Source organism: Flavobacterium sp. XS2P24, from assembly GCF_030010285.1.
Classification (GTDB): Bacteria; Bacteroidota; Bacteroidia; order Flavobacteriales; family Flavobacteriaceae; genus Flavobacterium; species Flavobacterium algoritolerans.
Window position 1 is genome coordinate 1 of the sequence record NZ_JASCRU010000015.1, and the last position, 15,205, is coordinate 15,205.

The window sequence follows — 15,205 nt, forward strand, 5'->3', positions numbered from 1 at the left end:
ACAACTTCTTTTTTAACTGGCAAGAAAATTTTGAAGTTTTTTTTGGAAATTTTTATCTCCGTTTTACTACCGTTTTCTTATCAGCTTGTCAAGGAACTTTGAGCGTTTTGCGGGGTGCAAATGTAATAAGCTCTTTCTAATCTCACAAGCTTTTCTGAATCTTTTTTGAAAATAAATTCCCTCTCTCAATCCAGTTTACTTGTCAGTCTTCTAAAGAATGTCTGCGTCATTGCGGGTGCAAAAGTAGCACCTTTATTCGCTTTTACAAGCTTTTTTAAACCTTTTTTTCATGTTTTCGCAACCCAATCTTTAACTCCCTGAAAACATGATTCTTGAAACACAAAAGTTTTTTATGATAAACTGCCTTTTAACTTCCCATCAACACTTTTTACTCGCAAAAACCCCATTTTTGTATGGTGAGACCCCTGTAAATTGAATTTCCATTCTTTATAAAATCTTGGGGAATTCTGGTTCTTTATCTTTTATACAGCCTAACACTTCACTTTGCTCCTTGGAAACAGCTTACCTTACTAGTACGCTAACAAAAAAAATGCTCTGGATTAATAAAATGGTTTTATACTATACCTTTATAATAACAAACTTCTCTTTTCTATTCTCTCCTATATATAAGGTCACAAAATATACATCAAAACAACAAAAAGCTCTACTTATCCAAAGTTCGCGTTAGGGATAGCAGCGAATAGCCCACAGTACCGCCTTATTTTTTGGCGGGACGAGGACTTGTAGCGAATAGCCCGCCTCCTTAATATAAAGAAAGGCGACTCTCCACTAAGAGAATCGCCTTTCTTTATATTAAGGAGGAACGCACAAATTGTTTTATTATTTTTTCAGCTTCTCAGCTCTGGACTCCCAGGAATCAGTTAGATTACTATAATCAACCGGTTTTGCAGGATTCTGGTTTTGCAATCTTCCGGAATCAAATGCCCGTACTAATATAGTTTCTATCAAATAGTCTTCATTAACATCGAAAGGCGCATATTTTGTTTTTAAATTAATATCAAACATACTTGCAGCAGTATTAGACCAAAATGCTTTCCAGCCACTTTTAAGGTTTCTCACCAATTCATAGGTTGTAGTACCTGTTTGGCGATGAATTAACTTTACCAATATTTGACCTTGTTTACGAGAAAGCTTTTTAAGTTTAGCTTCGAACTCATCACTCAAATAATTTTCTACTATCTTAAAGTATCTTTTTTTCTCCTTATTTGTTTTAAGGTTTGCCATTCCTTTATTTAGATTTGACAGTCTCTCAGAAGCCAGCTTTGCATAAGGATAGGTTTTATAAACACGATTTTGAAGGATTAGGAATTGCTTTCTTGCTTCGGGATCCATTTTCTCCTTATATATTAAGACTTCCGGTAATTGGATCGTATCATTAAGAATAGATTCGTCATCTTCTAACTCATACCCCATCTTTGTGGTATCCTGAGGTATTACCTGCGCATTAACCGACAGAGTGACAAATAGACAAAACAACAAAAATTTAATTAGCTTCATATAGGAAAATTTAATTGCCAAAATTATACATTATATACACAACTGTAATGCCAAATTTATAATTTAGCAAAAAAATAATTTTATGAGCACTAAATCAATATTAAACAAGTCATCGCTTGAGTTTTTAGAAAACTATCTTAATAATGCATCACCTACCGGATATGAAAGTGGTGGACAGAAATTATGGATGGACTATTTAAAACCTTATGTGGATACTTTTATAACGGACACTTATGGTACTGCTGTTGGAATTATAAATCCGGATGCACCTTATAAGGTAGTGATCGAGGGGCATGCTGACGAAATTTCATGGTATGTAAACTATATCACTGATGATGGATTAATCTATGTGATTAGAAACGGTGGTTCAGATCACCAAATTGCACCTTCAAAACGTGTCAATATTCATACTAAAGCAGGAATTGTAAAAGGTGTTTTTGGTTGGCCGGCTATTCATACTCGCAATAGAGGAAAGGAAGAAGTGGCAAAAGTTGACAATCTATTTATTGACATTGGTTGCGAAACCAAAGAACAGGTTGATAAAATGGGTGTTCATGTAGGTTGTGTAATTACGTATCCTGATGAATTCATGATTTTGAACGATAACAAATTTGTTTGTCGCGCAATTGACAACCGTATGGGTGGTTTCATGATAGCCGAAGTAGCTCGTTTATTGCACGAAAACAAAATAAAACTTCCTTTTGGATTGTATATCACGAATTCGGTTCAGGAAGAAGTAGGTCTTCGCGGTGCCGAAATGATTACCAAAACCATCAAACCAAACGTAGCTATTGTTACTGATGTTTGTCATGACTCCACTACCCCAATGATCGAAAAGAAAATTGAAGGTGACACAAAAATTGGTAAAGGTCCTGTAGTAACGTACGCGCCTGCTGTTCAAAATAATTTGAGAGAATTGATTTTAGAAACTGCTATGGCAAAAGAAATTCCGTTCCAAAGATTGGCTTCGTCACGTGTTACGGGTACAGATACCGATGCTTTTGCTTACAGTAATGGTGGCGTGGCTTCGGCTTTGATATCCTTGCCGTTGCGTTATATGCATACCACGGTTGAAATGGTACATCGTGATGACGTTGAAAATGTGATTAAATTAATTTATGAAACCTTATTGAAATTAGAAACCGAAGAAACATTCTCTTATTTCAAATAGCTTTTGGAGCTAATCCCGCTATCCGTTATAATCTTTTCCTTTAAAAAAAAGGAAAAGGATTTCCACTTTTATCGGGGCTAAAAACCGCAGTTCAAATTATGGATTGCGGTTTTTTTATTAACTTTACTCAAACAATTCTTAAAAATGCAATCAACCGCCACCACAGTTTCCGCTTATTTAGAAGAGATCCCCGAAGAAAGAAAAGATGCTCTTAAAAAACTTAGAGAAACTATTCTAAAAAATATTCCAAAAGGATTTGTTGAACAAATGACATACGGCATGATTGGTTATGTTGTTCCACATTCCATTTACCCAAATGGCTATCATTGCAATCCTGAATTACCATTACCATTTATGAGTTTTGCTTCCCAGAAAAATTTCATCGCGATATATCATATGGGTATTTATGCTAATCCCGAATTACTGAATTGGTTTGTCACCGAATATCCAAAACACAGCACACAAAAATTAGACATGGGAAAAAGTTGCATCCGATTTAAGAAGGCAGATCAAATTCCATTTGAATTAATTGCTGAGCTCGCACAAAAAATGTCTGTTCAAGAATGGATTACCTGCTACGAATCTCAAATTATAAAATCAAAATAACCATTAACTTAACATTAAAAATCATGAACATCATCAAGAAAATTCTTTTAGGATTATTTGGAATCATTGTTTTGGCATTATTAATTGCTTTATTTCTGCCAAAAGAATATGCAGTAGAAAGAGAAATTACAATCAACAAGCCCAAGGACAGTGTTTTCAACTATATAAAATATTTGAAAAATCAAGATAATTTTAGCGTTTGGTCTTCAAAAGATCCTGCAATGAAGAAAACATTCACCGGAACTGACGGAACCGTTGGTGCTATTGCGGGTTGGGATAGCAAAGATAAAAATGTAGGTGTTGGCGAACAGGAAATCAAAAAAATCGTTGAAGGCAAACGCATCGATTTTGAACTGCGTTTCAAAGTTCCTTTTGAGTCTAACGATAATGCGTATATGATAACCGAAGCTATTTCTGCAAATCAAACCAAAGTAAAATGGGGTTTTGAAGGAAAAATGCCTTATCCAATGAATTTAATGTTGCCAATAATGAATATGGAAGAAATGCTTGGAAAAGATTTGCAAGATGGATTGAATAACCTAAAAGCAGTTTTAGAAGAATAACCGTATTTTCAATAAAAACAAAAACCGTCTCGTTTTTAAAACGAGACGGTTTTTTTATTTGCAAAAAGTATATTATCTGTTGGCTAGATATTCCAAAACATTTTTCTCTATTCTTTCATCTATATTGGTGATATCTGCTTTTACAAATTTCTCTCCTAAAATATTTTCGTATAATTCGATGTATCTTTCAGAAACAGTTTCAATGTATTCGTCAGTCATATCTGGAATTTGTTGTCCTTCCAATCCTTGAAAACCATTTTCGATTAACCAACGACGAACAAACTCTTTAGACAATTGCTTTTGTTCTTCACCATTATTTTGTCTTTCTTGGTATCCTTCAGCATAAAAATAACGAGAAGAATCTGGTGTGTGTATTTCGTCAATCAAGACAATTACGCCTTCTTTAGTTTTACCGAATTCATATTTGGTGTCAACCAAAATCAAACCACGGCTTGCTGCAATTTCAGTTCCTCTTTGAAATAAATCTCTTGTAAATTTTTCTAAAACTATATAATCTTCTTCAGTAACGATTCCTTTCGATAAAATATCCTCACGAGAAATATCCGCATCGTGTTCTCCATTATCAGCTTTGGTTGTTGGCGTAATAATAGGTTCCGGGAATTTATCATTTTCTTTCAAATAGTCAGGCATTGTCACTCCACAAATTTCTCTTTTGCCAAGCGCATATTCACGTGCGGCATGACCTGAAACATAACCACGGATTACCATTTCTACCTTAAAAGGCTCACATAAATGCCCCACAGCTACATTAGGATCAGGAGTTGCAATCAACCAGTTTGGAACAATATCCTCAGTCAATTCCATGAATTTAGTAGCAATTTGGTTTAAAATTTGACCTTTATATGGAATTCCTTTTGGTAAAACTACATCAAAAGCCGAAAGCCTGTCTGTAGCTACCATAACCAAAAGTTCATCATTGATATTATAAACTTCTCTTACTTTACCGCGGTAAACCGATTTCTGGTTTGGAAAATTAAAATTTGTAGTTGTGATTGTATTGCTCATTATAATAGTTGTGTGTGTTTATTTTTTGTTCCTGCAAATTTAAAACTATTTCATAGAGTTTCGCAAAGAACAGAACTCTTAAATTTCATTTTTATCTCTAAAGTTATTTTTTAAGCAACGTATCGTTGAATAAATTTAAGATTCGGCTGTATTCATCAACCCAAGAATAGGTTTCTTTAAAACCATGCGCTTCCACTGGGAAACTGGATAAACTCCATTTTTTCTTGCCTAATTCGATAAAACGCTGAGACAAACGAACAATATCTTTGTACTCTACATTGTCATCTACCATTCCGTGAAGCATCAATAAATCTCCTTGTAAATTATCTGCAAAATAGATTGGTGAACTTTTTTTGTAGGCATCCGGATCTGTTTCCGGAAAATTAAGAATGTTTCCGGTATACCCATGATTGTAATGTGCCCAATCAGTTACAGAACGCAAAGCAGCACCCGAAGCAAACTCTTTAGGAGTAGTCAGCATTCCCATCAACGTGATGAAACCACCATAAGAACCTCCATAAATCCCAACTCTTGATGCGTCAATTCCATGATTTTCTACTAGATATTTCTTTCCGTCTATGTGATCTGTCAAATCTTTTCCGCCCATAAAACGGTAAATACCTGTTCTAAAATCACGCCCGTACCCATCACTTCCTCTATAATCAATATCCAAAACAGTATAACCCAAATCAACCAATAAATTATGAAACATGTATTCTCTGTGGTATGTACTCCAATAATTATGCGCGTTTTGCAAATAACCGGCACCATGAACAAACAAGATTGCAGCTTTATTCCCATTGGCAGTTTGTGGCTTGTATAATCTGGCATTTACAGGAGTTCCATCCTGCGCTTTGAAAGTAATTACTTCCGGTTCACGCCAAGAATATCCTTTGAAACTTTCCGAGGTTGAAGACGTTATCTGATTTAAATTTGTATTCTTTTTATTAGGCGCTACATACAATTCCCAAGGTTTATTTTTAAACGAATAACGCACCAATAATGTGCTTTCATCTGGAGACAAACTCACTTCATGAGCGCCATCTTTAGTTAAAATAGGTTGTAAAACGGCATTAGAAACTTCCAATTTATAGAAATTTCTGTTTCCCGGATGCGTAGTCGTTGTGGTCAAATAAAAAGACTTTTTATCTTTTGACAAACTCTCGTTACGCACTTCCCAATTTCCTTTGGTCAGCTGTGTTTTCTTTTTTGACTTTAAATTGTAAGTGTACAAATGAGAATAACCGGTTTCTTCAGATTGGAAATAAACAGTTTCGTTGTCGCCCAAAAATCCTAGCGTTCCTCTTCCGTATGAATTTGAAGGGATTCCGGGTCCGCCAATCCAAGCTTCATCATGTTGATAATCTAATTCCTGGAAAGTTCCATTTTCTAAATTTAAACTAACAATCCATCGGTCTTTGTTATCCTGACTTCTGATTTCGGCAATGGCATAAGAACCATTTTCATTGTAAACAGGTTCCTGAACCACAATTAGTTTGTTCTTTTTTTCTGTAGTTTTTGATTTTTCATACAACTCAAAATATTTAGGAACATCCTGAATGTGACTTAATGATGAAAAATTTACGAAATAAACAGAATCTTTGGCGATGTTATACACTCCGAATTTGGTTGCTAACAAATTATCTACTGAAACTTTCTCTTTAGTATCTTCAATTTGATTGTACCCATCGGCAGTAATGAAAAGTTCCATTTTTTCATTCTTACGTTCTGAATCTTCTATTAATCTGAAAGTCGCAAAATTACCTTTTGGATCTACTTTTAAGTTTCCAAAAGTGTTTTTTCCATAATAATACGGTTTTGGAAAATCAGATTTTGTAGTTTTCGATTTTGCTAAATTCCATTTTTTCAACGCTTCTTGATCTCTGACAAATTGGAATAATTCCTCTTGTTGACTTTTTAAAAAAGATTCTTTTTCAACAGCTATATCTTCTCCTTTTCCTCTTCTGAAATTAGTGATTTGAATAATCGATCCTTCATTGGTATTCAACTGAAAGAGGTTTTCATTTTGTCTGAAATAAAGTATTCCAGGCACAGCACCCATTTGTAAATTAGCAATCGGACTGCTTTGTTGGTAAAGTTTTTTTGAAGTTTTACTTTTTAAGGAATACGAAAATAATCTTCCTTTATCGATATAATAATACAAATCAGGGTTGGTCGTCTTTTTCAAATCTAATTTTGAAAAAGCAGCTTCATTTGGCGATGCTAATTCGGGTTTTGATAATCCATTTTTCCAAAAATAAGTACTTGTACCCAATTCATTATTTGGATTCCAATCAAAATAAACTTTTTGACCATCTAAAGACCATCTTTCATTTTCTGGTTGCGCACCAATAAAAGCATTGCCTTTCATAATTTCTTCCAGTTTTAGCGCTTGGCTTTGGAATGTTATGGAAAACAAAACACAGATAACAAGGATTATTTTTTTATTCATTTTACTGTTTTTATTAAAAAAAGGGATTCTAAAATCATTTTAAAAAGTACTTATTTAAAGACTTTTAACTATTTAATATTTGCTCTGCTATATATTTTGCAACTCCTTCATTATCATTAGTTGAAATCACTTCTAAATGAGAAAGTTTATCTTTCAAACTATCCGGTGCATTTCCCATAACTAAACCTTTACCCGAAGATTTAAGCATGTTTTCATCATTATATCCATCACCAAAAGATATTGCTTCCTGAAAAACAAGATTTTCTTTTTCTAAAATTTTTGCAATCGCAACACTTTTGTCTACTGATTTGTCCATAAATTCCAAACAAAGCGGAAGACTAAAAGCATGACTAAAAAGGCCTGTGTGATTTTCTAGAATTTGATCTCTTAATTCAATTAATTTCGAATGTTTTTCGTGTGTGAAGAATACTTTTATAGCGCTCAAATCTTCTAAACTATCAAAATCCACAAGTTCAGGATGATAGTTTACTTCTGGTTGAAATTTATTTAGTTTTTCATTATTCTTATTCGTTTGCCAAACATTTTCTCTGAACAATACTGTTGTAATTTCAGGGTCAATATCTAAAGACAAGACCGATTTAACAGCATCACTTTCCATATTAAAAGAAAAAAGAAGTTCTTTCTCAGGAGAATGGATGCGTGCTCCATTTGAGGTAACTAAATAAAGTGGAACATTCAATCCTGCAACGATAGGCATTGCATCCAAGTGATGGCGGCCAGTTGCTACAATTATTAAATAATTTTGATTGTGGAGCTCTTGAAAAACAGTTTTGGTATATTGGGAAATTTTGTGATCTGAATTGAGTAAAGTTCCATCTAAATCACTAATTACTACTTTAATTTTTTCTTTTAAAATCATTTCTTTTCGACTGACATTTTATTAATTCCAAATTTATTGCATTTTGAAGAGATACAAAAGGAATCGATTGATTTTTATTTTAATCCGTAAAGAAAATCCATTTTTACTTTAAAATAGTGAAGCGAAAAACAAATCATTTTTCTATTGAAAATGAACTTGCTTTCCGCTTCATAAAACTTTGTATCTAAGTAACTTATTTTTTCTTAATCGTTATTCTCAATCATCTTATAAGCATCAATCACTTTTTTGACTAATCGGTGACGTACAATGTCTTTGTCATCCAGATAAATGATTCCAATTCCATCAATATCTTTAAGAACCAATAAAGCTTCTTTAAGTCCGGAAATGGTTCTTCGTGGTAAATCAACTTGTCCAGGATCTCCGGTAATCATAAATTTAGCACTTTTACCCATACGTGTTAAGAACATTTTCATTTGGGAATGCGTAGTGTTTTGTGCTTCATCCAAAATTACAAAAGCATTATCTAACGTTCTACCACGCATGAATGCCAATGGCGCTATTTGAATAATTCCCTTTAAAATATAATCTTCCAGTTTTTCGTTAGGTAACATATCGCGCAAAGCATCATACAAAGGTTGCATGTAAGGGTCTAATTTTTCTTTCATATCGCCGGGTAAAAAACCAAGGTTCTCCCCTGCTTCAACCGCTGGACGTGTAAGTATAATACGTTTAACTTGTTTTTCTTTTAATGCTTTCACAGCCATAGCAACACCGGTATACGTTTTTCCGGTTCCAGCAGGTCCTACAGCAAAAACCATATCATTCTTTTCCATGGTATCCACCAACAATTGTTGATTGGGTGTCATAGGTTTGATGATTTTCCCTCCTACTCCGTGTACTAAAATTTTATCATGTCCCAAGGCTCTTCTCTCGTCTTGACCGTCGCTTAGAATAACACGTTCAATAACATTGTCATCAATAGTGTTGTAGCGTGTAAAGTGAAGCATTAACCGCTGAAAACGTTTTTCGAACTCGTCTAAAACCTCTTTTTCTCCAAAAGCTTTTAAAGTTGTTCCCCGAGCGACAATCTTTAATTTTGGGTAGTATTTTTTAATTGTTTCAAGATGAGTGTCTTGAGCGCCCCAAAAGTCTTTTGGAGCGATGTCTATGAGCTCGATTATTCTTTCGTTCAAATGAGGTAGTTTTAAATTAGAATTAATTTTTTTATAAATCAATTGGCTGTCGGGTATATTTCTTTTTTTTAAATAGAAATTGTTTTTTGTTTTTCGTTTTTTGAGTTTACTATTATTAGCTTTGCACTTCTCAAATTTAATAAAATTAGGTTTACATAACACCAAATAGTTATAAACAAATTTATGTCAATAATTACCCTAACTACCGATTACGGCTTGAAAGATCACTTTGTAGGTGCGTTGAAAGGGAAAATTTTGTCTGAGTATTCCGAAGCATTAATTATTGATATTTCACATGATATTGATCCATTCAACACGGTAGAAGCAAGTTACATTATTGGAGGATCCTACGCGAGCTTTCCAAAAGGCACGGTTCATCTTGTAGGAGTGGATATGGAATCGAATAAAGAGAATCAACATATTGTGATGCAATGGAACAATCATTATTTTATTGCCGCCGATAATGGGATTTTAAGTATGCTTTCGCAAAAAATTGTTCCGCAAAAAATGGTCGCAATCAATATTCACGATCGTTTGCCAAGTGAAGCTACTGATCTGGATGTATTTGTAAAAGTAGCCTGCCATTTAGCCAAAGGCGGTTTAATGAACGTCATTGGTAAAGAAATAAATACAATTAAGCAAGTTACAAATTTGCAAGCCACAATTTCGGATGATGGGAATTCATTAAAAGGTCATGTGATTTACATTGACCATTTCGGGAATGTAATTACCAATATTTCTAAAAAATATTTTATCGAAGTTGCCAAAGGAAGACCGTATGAAATTGTTTTGAAAACCAAAAATATCAAAACAATTTTGCCCAACTATTCCGCAATTGCAAGTTCTGATAAATATCCTATCAAGTCCTACGAAGGCGAAAAATTAGCCATTTTCAACGAAGCAGGTTTTCTTGAAATTGCAATTTTTAGAAGCAATCCTTCTAAAGTTGGTTCGGCAAATAGTTTATTGGGATTGAGTTATAGAGATATAATAAATATAATATTCAGATAATTTTTTTGATTTTTGATTGAAGATTAACTATTTATGATTTCAGATTTAAAGCAAGACAATATGAAAACAGTTATAAAAATAAGTTTTAAAAATCTAAAACAAAATTATCTTGAAGTGCAACAATTTCTTCAAAAAGAATCTGGAGAAAAAAAAATTTATAACAAATCAAAAGTTGCAAATGATTTAAGTCTTTGGGGAGATGACAATTATGATATGTTAGAAGATTTTATTACAAAATATAATTTAGATTTTTCAGATTTTAAATATTATGAACATTTTGAAAGTGAGGGTAAATTATTTAGTTTTTACTCCAATATATGCACCTTATTATTTTTGCCTCTTTATATTTTAAAATTTATTTTAAATTTATTTTAAATTTATTTTTTAAACCTTTTACAAAAAAATATTCAGATAAAATACATAGTTTCAATTTCTTTATTAAGGAATACAAATCAGATAAAATTGATTTAACAATGGGAGATTTAATTACATCTAAAATTCAAGGAAAGTTCCATTTAAGAGAAGATGTCACATTTGTTCTTAACTAATTGCAAAATCTGAAATCATAAATCGTTAATCTAAAATCATAAATCTAAATGTTTGTACGAATAGTAAAATTGAGTTTTCACGAGGAACATATCCCTGCTTTTTTAGAAAACTTTGATTTAATGAAAGATAAAATACGAAATGCGCCCGGAAATCGTTTCTTAGAATTGTATCAGGATAAAAACAATAAAAGCATTTTCTTTACCTACAGCTATTGGGAAACCGAAACTGATTTAGAAAATTACAGAAATTCCGAACTTTTTTACGATGTTTGGACATTCACCAAGAAATTATTCAACGACAAACCAGAAGCGTGGAGCGTGGATAAAATAGTTACTTTAGAATAAAAAATAGTTTAAAGTTTAAGGTTTAAAGTTGTTGGATTGGGAACTTTAAACCTTAAACATTTGAAACTTTAAACAAAAAAACAAATGAAATCAATAGTATTACGAGAGATAAAATCCTTTTTCGGTTCGCCTATAGGTTATTTAGTTATTGCCATTTTTCTAATTATTAACGGATTGTTTCTTTGGGTTTTCGAAGGAGAGTACAATATTTTGAATACCGGTTTTGCTGATTTGAGTCCATTTTTCACCTTGGCGCCCTGGATTTTGATATTCCTAATTCCCGCGGTAACCATGCGTAGTTTTTCGGATGAAAAAAAACAAGGAACATTAGAGTTATTGCTGACGAAACCATTGAGTATTTGGCAAATTGTAAACGGAAAATTTCTTGGCGCTTTGCTTTTAATTGTAATGGCAATTATTCCAACATTCATTTATGTAGCCGTTATTTCCAGTTTAGGAATACCGGAAGGTAATCTCGATATGGGAAGCACAATTGGTTCTTATTTTGGATTATTATTCCTGATTGCTGCGTATTCAGCTATTGGAATTTTTACATCAACATTATCTGATAACCAGATTGTAGCTTTTATTGTTGCGGTATTTTTATGTTTCTTCTTCTATTTTGGATTTGAAGGTTTGGCTTCTGTTGTTCCAAATGTATCTTCCATAATTGCCTCATTAGGAATGCAAGATCATTTCAAAAGTATGAGCAGAGGCGTATTAGACACAAGAGATATTCTTTATTTTACAAGCATAACCGTTGTCTTTCTTTCATTTACTGTTTATAATCTAAAATCTTTCAAATCGTAATGACTACTTCTAAGAAAAATAACCTAAAATCAGTATTGATTATCCTTGCAATTGTAGTGCTTGCGAATGTAATAGGAAGTTCCTTTTTTCATCGTTTTGATTTGACAAAAGATAAAAGATACACACTTTCCCCTACTTCTTTGAATATCATCAAGCAAGTACAAAATCCGTTGTCTATAAAAGTATATATGCAAGGTGATTTGCCGGCTGAATTCAAACGTTTACAACAAGAAACGAAGCAATTATTAGAAGAATTCCAAGCATACAACAAAAATATTGTTTTTGAATTCGTAGATCCTTTGGAAAACGAAGACGCCAGCATGGACAACATTAAAGAGTTGTATCGAAAAGGGCTTACACCAATAAACATAACCGTTGACGACAAAGGAAAGCAATCCCAAGCAATGGTTTTTCCTTGGGCAATTGCCGTTTATGACAATAAGGAAGTTAATATTCCATTGTTGAAAAACATTATGGGCGCAACAACTACCCAAAAAGTGATTGGATCTGTTCAGCATTTGGAATACTCAATTGCAGAGGCTTTGAATAAAGTTACTAAAGCTAAACAAAAGAAAATCGCTGTTATCAAAGGAAATGGAGAATTGCAAGATGTTTTGATGGCTAAATTTCTTTTGCAAGTACGCGAAAGTTACCATATTGGCCCATTTACATTAGATTCGGTTGCCAAAAGTCCAATAGAAAGTCTGGAAGCTTTAGAAAAATATGACTTGGCTGTTATTGCAAAACCTACCGAAACATTTACTGATGCGGAGAAGCAGGTTTTAGACCAATTTATCATCAACGGCGGAAAAACATTGTGGTTGATTGATCAAGTTACGGCAGAAATGGATAGTTTGTACGATTCATCCGGAGCCACTTTGGCCTATCCAAAAGATTTGAATTTGAATGATATGTTCTTTAAATACGGAATCCGAATCAATCCTGATTTAGTAAAAGATGAACAAGGAAGTTCCATAAAACTGGCCACCGGGGAACAAGGAAGTGCTACTCAATTTCAGGAATTCAACTGGAAATTTGCTCCACAGGTTTATCCAAACAGTTTGCATCCGATTGTGAAAAACTTAGGTGGAATCAAATTTGATTTTGCGAATCCAATTGACACCTTAAAAAACGGAATTAAGAAAACCATTTTGTTGCAATCGTCACAGTATTCTAAAAAAATAGGAACTCCAACAGAAGTCAATTTGAATATCGTTACCGAAGAAACTTCGCCTGCTGATTACTTGAACAAAGGAAAGATTCCATTATCGGTTTTATTGGAAGGCTCGTTCCATTCCATGTTTGAAAATAGAGTGTTGCCTTTTGAACAAAAAACATTTCAAGCCACAGGAAAAGAGAACAAAATGATTGTAATATCAGATGGAGATTTGATAAAAAACCAATTGGATAAAAACTTTCAAGCGATAGAATTAGGTTATGACCAAAGATCCGGTAATTTGTATGATAATAAAGATTTCCTCATAAATTGCGTGAATTATCTATTGGATGATACTGGACTTATTAACATTCGAAGTAAAGATCTTGATTTGCCTTTATTGGATAAAGAAAAAGTTTATGAAAACTATACCCGAACACAAATCCTAACTATCGGGCTTCCAATTCTTATTTTAGGTCTTTTTGGTGTCGTATTTACTTTCCTTCGGAAAAGAAAATACAGCAAATAGATGTTAATAAAAAAGTTTCCAAACTAGAATAGTTTACGATATATTTGTAAAATGTATCGTATTTCTGAATTAAAGAAATACCTTAAAAAATAAAACAAAACAGATGAAATTTATAGTATCGAGTTCGTACTTATTGAAACAATTACAAGTTTTAGGTAACGTTATCAACAGCAGTAATACTTTGCCTATTTTAGATAACTTTTTATTTGATTTAGACCATAATGTGCTAACGGTTTCTGCTTCTGATTTAGAGACAACCATGTCTGCTACTTTAGGAATTGATTCAGAAAGTAAAGGAAGCGTTGCTGTCCCTGCAAAATTGCTTTTGGAAATCCTTAAAACATTCCCGGAACAGCCTTTAACTTTCACGGTTGAAGAAAACAGTACGATAGAAATCAGTTCTAATTCTGGAAAATATGCTTTAGCTTATGCTCCTGGAGACGAATTTCCAAAATCGGTAAACTTAGACGATCCATCTGTAACACTTGTTCCTGCTGATGTTTTGGCAACAGCCATAAGCAAAACTATTTTCGCTGCCGGAAATGATGATTTACGCCCGGTAATGTCTGGTGTATTCTTCCAGTTTTCGCCACAAGGATTGACTTTTGTAGCCACTGATGCTCACAAATTAGTGAAATATGCGCGTACTGATGTAACCGCTTCTCAAGTGGCTGATTTCATTATGCCAAAGAAACCTTTGAACATCTTAAAAAATATTCTTGGAACTTCAGATGCTGAAGTAAAAATTGAATATAACGATTCAAATGCTACTTTTTCTTTTGACAATTATGTTTTAATGTGTCGTTTAATTGATGGAAAATATCCAAATTACGAAGCGGTAATTCCAAAAGAGAATCCAAATAAATTGATGATTGACCGTTCTCAATTTTTGAGTTCTGTGCGTCGTGTTGCCATCTTTTCAAATAAAACAACACATCAGATTCGTTTGAAAATCGCTGGTGCAGAATTGAATGTTTCTGCTGAAGATATTGATTATAGCAATAAAGCCGAAGAAAGATTGACTTGTGATTATCAAGGGGATGATATGCAAATAGGGTATAATTCTCGTTTCTTGACTGAAATGTTGACTAACTTGCAATCGGATATGATTATGCTTGAAATGTCATTACCAAACAGAGCTGGAATCCTTACTCCTGTTGATGGATTAGAAGAAGGTGAAACTGTTACCATGCTTGTAATGCCAGTAATGCTGAACAGTTAACATTATATTTTTAAATTGTTATATTTTGATTTTTAAAATTGAAATATAATACTTACCATTGCATAACAAATACGCTATTAACCAAACCATTTTTATATTTAAAAAACCGTCTCGATTTATTGAGACGGTTTTTTGCTTTTATTACTTTTGTATTTTTGTCATTCCGACGAAGGATGAATCTCATATCGTATTTACATCTTCAATGATTAGCTAT

General features: G+C 33.2%; 14 protein-coding genes. 9 read left to right on the forward strand and 5 right to left on the reverse strand.

What is annotated here, in order from left to right; translation table 11 throughout:
* Positions 1-840 precede the first annotated feature (840 nt).
* Complete coding sequence (locus QLS31_RS10645; RefSeq protein WP_099715420.1) at positions 841-1,518, reverse strand: DUF4294 domain-containing protein; 678 nt, start codon at positions 1,516-1,518, stop codon at positions 841-843.
* Positions 1,519-1,600: 82 nt separating this feature from the next.
* Between QLS31_RS10645 and QLS31_RS10650 the strand changes: the two genes are divergently transcribed.
* The 3 genes from QLS31_RS10650 (at position 1,601) to QLS31_RS10660 (ending at position 3,858) form a co-directional block, all read left to right on the forward strand.
* Positions 1,601-2,689, forward strand: coding sequence for a M42 family metallopeptidase (locus tag QLS31_RS10650; RefSeq protein ID WP_282743845.1), 1,089 nt, complete (start codon positions 1,601-1,603; stop codon positions 2,687-2,689).
* Between the two features lie 144 nt (positions 2,690-2,833).
* Positions 2,834-3,295, forward strand: coding sequence for a DUF1801 domain-containing protein (locus QLS31_RS10655; RefSeq protein WP_282743846.1), 462 nt, complete (start codon positions 2,834-2,836; stop codon positions 3,293-3,295).
* A 23-nt stretch (positions 3,296-3,318) separates the two neighbouring features.
* The gene (locus QLS31_RS10660; protein WP_282743847.1) at positions 3,319-3,858 is read left to right on the forward strand and encodes an SRPBCC family protein; all 540 of its coding nucleotides are present in this window, start codon (positions 3,319-3,321) and stop codon (positions 3,856-3,858) included.
* A gap of 72 nt (positions 3,859-3,930) precedes the next feature.
* Here the strand turns inward: QLS31_RS10660 and QLS31_RS10665 are convergent, their stop codons facing one another.
* The 4 genes from QLS31_RS10665 to QLS31_RS10680 form a co-directional block, all read right to left on the reverse strand.
* Positions 3,931-4,884: a phosphoribosylaminoimidazolesuccinocarboxamide synthase gene (locus QLS31_RS10665; RefSeq protein ID WP_282743848.1), complete on the reverse strand. Its 954-nt coding sequence runs from the start codon at positions 4,882-4,884 to the stop codon at positions 3,931-3,933.
* Between the two features lie 103 nt (positions 4,885-4,987).
* A complete protein-coding gene (locus tag QLS31_RS10670; protein WP_282743849.1) occupies positions 4,988-7,336 on the reverse strand; it encodes a prolyl oligopeptidase family serine peptidase in 2,349 nt (782 codons plus the stop codon).
* Between the two features lie 64 nt (positions 7,337-7,400).
* Positions 7,401-8,216, reverse strand: a complete 816-nt coding sequence (locus QLS31_RS10675; RefSeq protein WP_121342119.1) for a Cof-type HAD-IIB family hydrolase — start codon at positions 8,214-8,216, stop codon at positions 7,401-7,403.
* 203 nt (positions 8,217-8,419) lie between these two features.
* On the reverse strand, positions 8,420-9,370 hold the full coding sequence (locus QLS31_RS10680; RefSeq protein ID WP_099716327.1) for a PhoH family protein: 951 nt from the start codon (positions 9,368-9,370) through the stop codon (positions 8,420-8,422).
* A 183-nt stretch (positions 9,371-9,553) separates the two neighbouring features.
* On the opposite strand from QLS31_RS10680, the gene QLS31_RS10685 reads away from it, so the two are divergent.
* The 6 genes from QLS31_RS10685 to dnaN all read left to right on the forward strand — a co-directional run bounded on the left by QLS31_RS10685 (position 9,554) and on the right by dnaN (position 14,991).
* Positions 9,554-10,381, forward strand: coding sequence for an SAM-dependent chlorinase/fluorinase (locus QLS31_RS10685; protein WP_282743851.1), 828 nt, complete (start codon positions 9,554-9,556; stop codon positions 10,379-10,381).
* Positions 10,382-10,441: 60 nt separating this feature from the next.
* Positions 10,442-10,756, forward strand: coding sequence for a DUF1493 family protein (locus QLS31_RS10690; protein ID WP_282743852.1), 315 nt, complete (start codon positions 10,442-10,444; stop codon positions 10,754-10,756).
* 221 nt (positions 10,757-10,977) lie between these two features.
* Positions 10,978-11,274, forward strand: coding sequence for an antibiotic biosynthesis monooxygenase family protein (locus QLS31_RS10695; protein ID WP_282743853.1), 297 nt, complete (start codon positions 10,978-10,980; stop codon positions 11,272-11,274).
* A gap of 84 nt (positions 11,275-11,358) precedes the next feature.
* The gene (gene gldF, locus QLS31_RS10700; protein WP_282718625.1) at positions 11,359-12,084 is read left to right on the forward strand and encodes a gliding motility-associated ABC transporter permease subunit GldF; all 726 of its coding nucleotides are present in this window, start codon (positions 11,359-11,361) and stop codon (positions 12,082-12,084) included.
* Entirely contained in the window at positions 12,084-13,769 is a 1,686-nt protein-coding gene (gene gldG / locus QLS31_RS10705) for a gliding motility-associated ABC transporter substrate-binding protein GldG (protein WP_282743854.1), read from the forward strand. The genes gldF and gldG overlap by 1 nt, the downstream gene beginning before the upstream one ends.
* Positions 13,770-13,872: 103 nt before the next feature.
* Positions 13,873-14,991: a DNA polymerase III subunit beta gene (dnaN, locus tag QLS31_RS10710; protein ID WP_099715409.1), complete on the forward strand. Its 1,119-nt coding sequence runs from the start codon at positions 13,873-13,875 to the stop codon at positions 14,989-14,991.
* Positions 14,992-15,205 lie beyond the last annotated feature (214 nt).